At 70.9% G+C, this 8,553-nt stretch carries 10 protein-coding genes and 1 pseudogene; 4 read left to right on the top strand and 7 right to left on the bottom strand.

The genetic code is table 11. The annotated features are described in order from the left end of the window. The 7 genes from BN11_RS23475 to BN11_RS06375 form a co-directional block, all read right to left on the bottom strand. Positions 1 to 208: SDR family NAD(P)-dependent oxidoreductase (locus BN11_RS23475; RefSeq protein WP_048695913.1), on the bottom strand; the 208-nt coding region annotated here is incomplete at its 3' end. A 75-nt stretch (positions 209 to 283) separates the two neighbouring features. After that, on the bottom strand, positions 284 to 493 hold the full coding sequence (locus tag BN11_RS06350; protein WP_048695917.1) for a dodecin: 210 nt from the start codon (positions 491 to 493) through the stop codon (positions 284 to 286). A 93-nt stretch (positions 494 to 586) separates the two neighbouring features. After that, a complete protein-coding gene (locus BN11_RS06355) occupies positions 587 to 1,252 on the bottom strand; it encodes a class III extradiol ring-cleavage dioxygenase family protein (protein WP_048695920.1) in 666 nt (221 codons plus the stop codon). Beyond that, complete coding sequence (folP, locus tag BN11_RS06360) at positions 1,249 to 2,112, bottom strand: dihydropteroate synthase (RefSeq protein WP_048695922.1); 864 nt, start codon at positions 2,110 to 2,112, stop codon at positions 1,249 to 1,251. The genes BN11_RS06355 and folP overlap by 4 nt, the downstream gene beginning before the upstream one ends. Then, a complete protein-coding gene (locus BN11_RS06365) occupies positions 2,109 to 3,074 on the bottom strand; it encodes a glucosyl-3-phosphoglycerate synthase (protein WP_048695924.1) in 966 nt (321 codons plus the stop codon). Before BN11_RS06365 ends, folP begins: the two co-directional genes overlap by 4 nt. Then, a complete protein-coding gene (locus BN11_RS06370; protein ID WP_048695927.1) occupies positions 3,053 to 3,643 on the bottom strand; it encodes a hypothetical protein in 591 nt (196 codons plus the stop codon). Before BN11_RS06370 ends, BN11_RS06365 begins: the two co-directional genes overlap by 22 nt. Then, positions 3,640 to 4,755 (bottom strand): UDP-N-acetylglucosamine--LPS N-acetylglucosamine transferase, encoded by a 1,116-nt coding sequence (locus BN11_RS06375; protein ID WP_048695929.1) that lies wholly within the window; start codon positions 4,753 to 4,755, stop codon positions 3,640 to 3,642. The genes BN11_RS06370 and BN11_RS06375 overlap by 4 nt, the downstream gene beginning before the upstream one ends. 201 nt (positions 4,756 to 4,956) lie before the next feature. On the opposite strand from BN11_RS06375, the gene BN11_RS06380 reads away from it, so the two are divergent. The 4 genes and pseudogenes from BN11_RS06380 to BN11_RS23480 all read left to right on the top strand — a co-directional run. Continuing rightward, positions 4,957 to 6,219: a nucleotide sugar dehydrogenase gene (locus tag BN11_RS06380; protein WP_048695931.1), complete on the top strand. Its 1,263-nt coding sequence runs from the start codon at positions 4,957 to 4,959 to the stop codon at positions 6,217 to 6,219. Then, positions 6,216 to 7,118 carry an ABC transporter permease gene (locus tag BN11_RS06385; protein ID WP_048695933.1) on the top strand — a complete coding sequence of 301 codons (903 nt, stop codon included), beginning with the start codon at positions 6,216 to 6,218 and terminating at the stop codon, positions 7,116 to 7,118. Before BN11_RS06380 ends, BN11_RS06385 begins: the two co-directional genes overlap by 4 nt. Next, positions 7,105 to 7,953, top strand: a complete 849-nt coding sequence (locus tag BN11_RS06390) for an ABC transporter ATP-binding protein (protein ID WP_048695935.1) — start codon at positions 7,105 to 7,107, stop codon at positions 7,951 to 7,953. The genes BN11_RS06385 and BN11_RS06390 overlap by 14 nt, the downstream gene beginning before the upstream one ends. Before the next feature lie 10 nt (positions 7,954 to 7,963). Further along, positions 7,964 to 8,553 (top strand): annotated as a pseudogene (locus BN11_RS23480) (glycosyl transferase); the annotation flags it as partial.

Raw genomic sequence — 8,553 nt, forward strand, 5'->3', positions numbered from 1 at the left:
CGGCAGCGGCCACCTGCCCCTCATCGGTCACGTCGGCCGCGACGAACCGGGCCCGCTCCCCCAACTCGCCTGCCAGGTCGGCACCGGCCGACGCCGGCAGGTCGACGATCACCACGGCGGCGCCCTCGGCATACAGCCGGCGGACCGTGGCCGCACCCAGCCCGGACGCACCCCCCGTCACGAGCGCAGAACGACCGGCCAACTCCATGGGGACTCCTTCGTCGGGTGTGCGGGACCTCCTCGAAGGGTATCCAGTGGCACCGGCACGATCGCGGCCGGCTGGTCAGTCCTCGATGCGGAAGCCGAGCTTGAGGGTCACCTGGACGTGGCCGACGCCGCCGTCGACGACATGGCCGCGGATGCTGCCGACCTCGAACCAGTCGAGGTGGCGCACCGTCTCGCTGGCCTTGGCGATGGCACTCTTGATGGCGGCGTCGATGGACTCGTCGGAGGTGCCGACGACCTCGGAGATGCCGTAGGTGTGTCCGGACATGGTTTCGCTGCCTCCTTCGCGGCGTCACACGGTATGACGCGTGTGGGCCAGTCTGCTCCCGTCGGTCGGTCCCGGGCTAGGGAAGGCGGCGGGTCAGGCCTTGCGGCCCCACCAGCGGGCCCGGACGTACTGAACACCCCAGGGCAGCGCGCTCCACATGATCTCGCTGCGCACCGGAGCGGGTAGCACCCGGGCGAGGACCTGCAGGGGCGCCTGCCCCGTGGCCCACAGCTCCTGGGCCAGAACCAGATCGCACCGGATGAGCGCCGCGGCATCGCCGGAGGCGATGGCGTCGAGGACGTGCGCGTCGAATGCGGCGGCGCGCTCGTCGAAATGGCCGGGCGCGGCCTCGGTGCGCTTGGCGCTCAGGTCGGCCGGCACGAGCACGAGGGCGCCCGTGGCCGTGCGGCCCTCGAGCACCCGTTCCGCGGCCCCGTCGAGTTCACCGGGGTCGGCGTCGATCGGGACGGAGATCTCCCGGACCGGCCCCTCCCAGCCGGCCCCGGCAAGCAACAGGCGCGCCACGCGCGCCCCGACGGACCCCTTGGTGTGTTCCGCGAGCGGGTCATGCCCGGCCACGACGACGACGGCCGAGGGCTTCCAGTCCGCAATCGCCTCGACGAGCGCAGCCACCGAGCGCTCGCGAATCTCACCGCCGGCGTCGGCCTGCCCGGCATACTCCGGCAGTTGCATCGGCAGGCCGGGCACGACGAGAGCACCCCGGATCGCCCCGAGATCCTGCTCAGCCGACGGACTCATTGCAGACCCCTGACCGTGCGCGCCGGCCGACGGTGGCCGGCGATGCTGGAGACCATGTCGAGCACCTGCCGGGTCTCGGCCACCTCATGGGCCCGAAAGACGTTGGCGCCCAGCCAGGCCGAGACCGCTGTCGTCGCGAGTGTGCCGGTGAGTCGCTCGCCGACCGGCTTGTCCAGCGTCTCGCCGACGAAGTCCTTGTTGGACAAGGACACCAGCACCGGCCAGCCGGTGGCGACCAGTTCACCGAGCCGCCGGGTCGCCTCCAGCGAGTGGTAGGTGTTCTTGCCGAAGTCGTGCGCCGGGTCGATGAGGATCCGGTCGCGTGCGACCCCGAGGGCAGCCGCTCGCTCGGCCTGCTCCACCAGCGACTCGCGGATGTCGTCGACCACGTCGTCGTACTCGATGCGAAACGGCCGGGTCCGCGGCGGCACCCCGCCGGTGTGTGTGCACACGAGCGCCGCCCCGAATTCCGCTGCGACAGCGGGCAGTTCGGGGTCCGCGCCGCCCCAGGCGTCATTGAGCAGGTCGGCGCCGGCCTCGCACACCGCGCGACCCACCTCGGCACGCCAGGTGTCGACCGAGATGATCAGATCGGGGAACGTGCCACGCACCCACGCGACGAAGTCGACGACCCGGCGCTTCTCCTCCTCGGCGTCGATCTCGACCCCGGGCGCGGCCTTGATGCCGCCGATGTCCACGATGTCGGCGCCCTGGTCGACGACCAGCCGGACGCGGTCCTTGGCCGCGGCGTCGTCCCACGTCGCACCCTTGTCATAGAACGAGTCCGGGGTGCGATTGACGATCGCCATCACCAGGCGGGCATCGCTGTCGAACACGGTCCGCCCCAAGCGGAAGGTCATTGCCGCAAATCCTCGCCCGTCTCGTTCCGGTAACCCTCCACCGACCATGCCGGTGGTCGCTCACCAATATTGGGATGACGTTCGTGGCGCACGAATCCCGTTGGCGTGCGGTCATATTGAACCAGCGTCACATGATCGTCGCGGCGCCCGGGTGAGCGCCAGCCGAGCCGCACCTCCGCGGCGGCCAGCACCTGCACGGCCATCGGGCCGAGCGTGTCGTGGCGATGGTGACGATGCGTGCGCCGCCCGAGATCGACTTGCGCAATCGCGTCGGCGCCGTGCCGCTCGGCCACGTCCACGACCGCCGCGATCTCGACGCCGTAGCCCATCGGCACTGACAGCCGTTCGAAGGTGGAGCGGCGGATCGCCCACTCGCCGGAGAGGGGCTGGACAAGATCGGAGAGGTAGGGCCAGTGCAGCGCGATGAGGGGGCGCGCCACCAGCTCCGTCACGCGGCCGCCCGCCTCGGCCTGCCGTCCACCGTCGTCCACCATGGGCCGGTCGTAGACCGCCTTGACCAGCCGCACCTGCGGGTCGGTGAGCAGCGGGCCCAACAGCCCGGGCACGAAATGGGGTCCCCAGTCGAGCAGGTCGGCGTCGAGGAAGACGAGCAGGTCGCCGGTGACGACGTGCAGGGCCTTCCACAGTGCCTCGCCCTTGCCCTGTGCCGCACCGACATCGGGCCTGACCTCCGCAGCCGCGAACACGAGGGCCCCCGCAGAGCGCGCGCGCTCCGCCGTGGCGTCCTTGGAGTCGCTGTCGATGACGATCACCTCGTCGACTAGCGGATGACGCTCGACCCATTCCTCCCGGACTCGCGCGACGACATCACCCACCGAGTCCTGCTCGTCCCGAGCCGGGATGACGACGCTGACCCGCTGGCCGGCCTTGGCACCGAGCAGTTGGGCCTCGCTCCACTCGCCGTGCTGGTGCACCGGCCTCACAGGAAGCTCGCCTCCCACGGGCGATAGGTCGCCAGCTGCTGCAACACCCGCCGCCCCATCGGCTCGAGACGACCGTCCACGACCCCCACACTCCCCCATGTTCGATAACGCGTCGCGATCATCGCCACGCGCCCGGCGAGATAATCCTCCCACTCCTGCTCGAAGTCCCACTCCTGCTGCGGCACAACGAGTTCCATCGGCCAGCCCTGGGCGCGGACCTCCCGGAAGCACGGCACGGAGACCAGCAGCACGGGCCGGAACCCCAGCGTCTCCCGTTGCAGCCCGGCAACCTCCTCGATCAGTCCCGGGATCGCCTCCACGCCGGCGCCGACGGCATTGACCAAGACCACCGGGAGCCGCTCCGGATTGGGCACGTCCGCCACCGCCACGCCGCCCTTGAGATAGATCAAAGGCACCCCGCCGGAGAAGGCGAACACCCGTGTCGCCACGTCGACCAGCGTGCGGTTGCCCTGCACCCCGCCCACGGCTCGGTTGCCCAGCGCGGACAGCCGGCCCGAGGACCGCACCGTGCGCGCCGCGCCCACCAGCCAACGCGGCTTGCCATCGCTCGTGCGACCACGCGTCATACCCGGCCCCCCTCCACATCGCCCACCGCCACGGCCAGGAGACGCTCGGCGGCCGCGCGGGCTCCGTTGCCGGGATCGGCGTGCTGCGCGGCGGCGGCCATGTCCGCGCCATACGACAGCATCGTGCGCACCGCGTCGTCCAGGCCACCCGCCTCGGGGGCGAGGGCCCAGCCGCGTTGGGCGGCATACGTCGCGCGGGCGGCCTGGTCGTCGAGGGAGGTGCCGGCGTTGGGGATCAGAATCGCCGGCACGCCGAGCCGCAGCACCTCGTGGAAGGAGTTGTATCCCGTCGCCGCGACGACGAGATCGAAGGCGGCGTAGCAGCGCGCGAGCGGGTAGGCACGCACGAGGTGGACGTCACTGGCGTGGGCCGACTCGGCGATCGCGACATCGGTCACGGCCACCGCGCACCCCGCCGCCCGCAGCGCCGCCGCCGCCGCGCCGATGTCACGCGAGGTGTCGTTGATATTGCCGGCTCCCAACGAGATCAGGCCGATGCGGCCCTCGGCCGGCAGCCCCAGGGCCGCCCGCGCCTCGGCCCGCGGGAGCAGGTCCTCCCGGTCGGTCAGGGTCACCGGGCCCACGCGGTATGCCGGTGCGGTCGCCGAGGCACCCTTGTCGGCTTCGGCCGCCATGTCACCGGGCTCGATCACCTCGTCGAACCACGCCGACTTGGCGAGTTGGTCGCCGTTCAGGCCCGGCTTCCACATGCCCCGGCGCGACCACACCCAGCGCACGCCGGGGTGCACCTCCCGGGCCGCGTCGATGCCGCGATAGGGGTGGGTTCCGTCGAAGACGACGACGCGGGGCCGCACCCGGCCCACGGTCTCGATGAGGCGCTCCTGGAAGAGGGGCTGCCACAAGGCCGAGGTCATCCCGAGGGCGCCGTGCGAGGGCAGGTATTCATAGCGGTAGCCGAACTGCGCGACCACGGGCACGGCCTGCGAGAGCGAGAGCACGTAGGGCTCGACCTCGGCCGGCAGGTGCGCGGCATACGCGAGCAGCCGGGTCAGGTGACCCATGCCGGCTCCATTGCTCGACATGAGCAGGATGCGCTCGGCGCCGGGCGGTTGCCGGCGCGGTGCAGGGTTCGGCGATCCGGCGCTGGTCATGGTGGCCCGATCATGTCACGCTCGCCCCGGCGGGCCGGCGTGCCTGGCACCCCCGGGCGCACTGTGTCGTGGATCGGGGGCCCGCAGGGGTGCGGATAGAATGTTGTGGATCTGAGGACTCCCGCTGCACGGAGTCGCGCAGGTCGCGATCGCCACCGCTTGCCATCCCGCGGGCTCTCGGCCCATCAAGGAGAAACACGTATGTCCGTTGACGTTGCCATCGTCGGCCTCGGGTATGTCGGCCTGCCGCTCGCGCAGGAGGCCTCCCACGTGGGCTTGAAGGTGCTGGGCTTCGACATCGGCCAGCGGGTCGTGGACGGCCTCAACGCCGGCGCCTCCCACGTCGACGACCTCAGTGACGCCGACATCGCCAAGATGCTCGAGCAGGGCTTCGAGGCGACGACCGACGCGAGCCGGCTGGCGGAAGCCAAGACGATCGTGATCTGCGTGCCGACGCCGCTCTCGGCGGACGGGGGCCCGGACCTCGGGCCCGTCATCGCGGCCGTCAACACCATCCGCGACAACCTCAAGCCCGGGATGCTCGTCATCCTCGAGTCGACGACCTACCCCGGCACGACCGACGAGGTCGTCCGCCCGATCCTCGAGGAGACCGGCCTGAAGGCCGGCACCGACTTCCACCTCGCCTTCTCCCCCGAGCGCATCGACCCGGGCAACGAGCACTTCGGCGCCAAGAACACCCCCAAGGTCGTCGGCGGCCACACCCCCGCGTGTGGCGACGCGGCCGCGGCCTTCTACGGCCAGTTCGTCGACACCGTCGTGCGAGCCAAGGGCACCCGCGAGGCCGAGACGGCCAAGCTGCTCGAGAACACCTACCGGCACATCAATATCGCCCTCGTCAACGAGATGGCCCGCTTCTGCCATGACCTCGGCATCGACCTGTGGGATGTCATCGCGGCCGCGAAGACCAAGCCGTTCGGCTTCCAGGCGTTCTATCCCGGCCCCGGCGTCGGCGGCCACTGCATCCCGATCGACCCCAACTACCTCTCGCACAATGTCCGCGCCCGCCTCGGCTACCCGTTCCGGTTCGTCGAGCTGGCCCAGGAGATCAACGCGGGTATGCCGTCCTATGTCACCTCGCGCGCGCAGAACCTGCTCAATCTCGACAGCAAGCCGCTCCGGGGCTCGAGGGTGCTGCTGCTCGGCGTGACCTACAAGCCCAATATCGCCGACCAGCGTGAGAGCCCGGCCGTGCCGCTGGCGAAGGCGCTGGCCGACAAGGGCGCAGTCGTGCAGTATCACGACCCGCACGTGCCCGACTGGACGGCCGCCAATGGGTCCGCGAGCCGCGCCGAGGACCTGGAGACCGCCGTGTCCACCGCCGACCTGGTCATCCTCGTGCAAAACCACCGGGAGTATGACGTGGACGCCCTCGCCGCGCGCGCGCAGCGGTTCTTCGACACCCGGGGCGTCGCCGCCCCGGGCGAGAAGGTCTCCCGCCTGTGACCGCAGGCCCGGAGGGTCTGCCGCAGACCCCTCCGGCGCTGAGCGCGGAGGAGGCTGCGGCGCTGGCCAAGCGCCACGGCCTGCCGTCGCTCGGCGGACGGCCGCCGTTCGGCGATTACGTGGGCAGCCTGTGGGGGCAGCGCTCGTTCATCTGGACCCTGTCGACCGCGCAGACCGTGGCGCGCAACAGCTCCGACCGGCTCGGCATGCTGTGGACAGTCCTGAACCCGCTGCTGCTCATCGGCAGCTACTACCTCGTCTTCGGCCTGCTCGTCCCGACGACGAAGGGCACGACCAACTTCATCGCCTTCCTCGCCATCGGCGTCGTGATCTTCGGCTACATGGCCTCCTCCATCACCCGGGGCTCGAAGTCGATCGTCAACAACATCGGTCTCGTGCGCGCGCTTCGCTTCCCGCGGGCGGTGCTGCCGGTCGCCGAGACGCTGACCCAGGTCGTGACAGTCCTGCCGGCTATCGCGGTCCTGATGGTCGTCGTCATCGTCACGGGTGAGCCCGTCCGCTGGCACTGGCTGCTGCTGCCGGTGGCGCTGGCGATGCAGACGGCGATCCTCGGCGGCATGGTCCTCATCGCGGCGCGGCTGGTCAATATCTCGCGGGACATGACCAACCTGATCCCGGTGGCGATCCGGGTTCTGCGCTATGTCTCCGGCGTGTTCTTCAGCATCGAGGCGTATGCCGCGCGCTTCGACCCCTTCGTCGGCGACGTGCTGATGATCCAGCCCTTCGCGCTGCCGATCGCGCTGGTGCGCCAGTGCCTCCTCGAGGAGGCGCCGATCCAGTGGATCCAGTGGGCTGCGGGGCTCGGGTGGGCCGTCGTGTTGCCGGCCTTCGGGCTGTGGTTCTTCTGGCGGGACGAGGCGAAGTATGGCCGCGCCTGACACCCCCGCCGGCGGCCGCACGTCACCGGTCCCCGAGCGCCGGCCCGCCGCGATCGTCTCCCACCTCGACATCATTTATCGGGTCGTCGGCGGCAAGCGTTCCAACACCTCCGCCATCGGCGACGACGAGGGCGAGTCGATCTTCCGCAACCTGATCGGCCGGGGCAAGACGGTCGCGACCGTGCAGAGCGTGCATGCCGTCAAGGACGTCTCGTTCGTCGCCTATCACGGTGAGTCCGTCGGGATCATCGGCCGCAACGGCTCGGGCAAGTCGACCCTGCTGCGCGCCGTCGCCGGCCTGCTGCCGCCCACCAACGGCGAGGTCTTCCTCGCCGGCACCCCGGCCCTGCTCGGCGTCAACGCGGTCCTGATGAGCGCGCTGAGCGGCGAACGCAATATCTACATCGGCGGTCAGGCCCTGGGCCTGACCAAGGCCCAGGTCAAGGAGCGGTTCGAGGAGATCGTCGCCTTCTCCGGCATCGGGGACGCCGTCTACCGGCCGATGTCGACCTACTCCTCGGGCATGGCAGCCCGGCTGCGATTCGCCATCTCGACCGCCGCCGTCCCCGATGTGCTGATGATCGACGAGGCGCTCTCGACCGGCGATGCGGAGTTCCGCAAGCGCAGCGGGGAGAAGGTCGACGAGATCCGCGAGAAGGCCTCGACGGTCTTCCTCGTCTCGCACTCCAACTCCACCGTCCGCGACCTGTGCGACCGCGTCCTGTGGATGCACCACGGCCGCCTCATCGCCGACGGCCCCACCGAGGCCATCCTGACGGCCTACGAGGGCTGGGACCCCAAGAAACACCCCGCCGGCCCGCCCGGCATCGGCTGAGCAGCGCCGTATGCCGAGCATCCTCGTCGTCACGGTCGTGCACGACCCCGAAGACTCCCGCATCCGCCACCGGCAGATCCCCGCACTGCTCGCCGACGGTTGGCAGGTGACATATGCCGCGCCCTTCCGGGCATACGGCCGTCCCGAGCCCATCCTCGGCGGGCTGCGGACCCTCGACCTGCCCCGCGCGATCGGCCGGGACCGGATGCGCGCCGACCGGGCCGCCCGCGACCTGATCCGAACCGAGGCCGGCACCCACGACCTGGTCCTGGTCCATGACCCCGAACTCGTCGCCGCCGTCGCCGGGCTGCGGCTGCGCAATCTCGTCTGGGACGTCCACGAGGACCCCGCTGCCGCGCTCGTCGCCAAGGACTGGCTGCCCGGTCCGGCCAAAGGTCTGGTCGGCGGCGGCTGGCGCGCGGCCGAACGCCTGGCCGAGCGCCGCCACCGGCTCCTTCTCGCCGAATACGCCTACCAGGACCGTTTCCGGCGTCCCCATCCCGTCGTGCCCAACACGGTGCGCGTGCCCGCCGAGGTGCCGGCGCCGGGGACCGACCGGATCGTCTATCTCGGCACGGTGACGATGGCCCGCGGCACCGC

Source organism: Nostocoides australiense Ben110 (assembly GCF_001050535.1).
GTDB classification, from domain to species: domain Bacteria; phylum Actinomycetota; class Actinomycetes; order Actinomycetales; family Dermatophilaceae; genus Nostocoides_A; species Nostocoides_A australiense.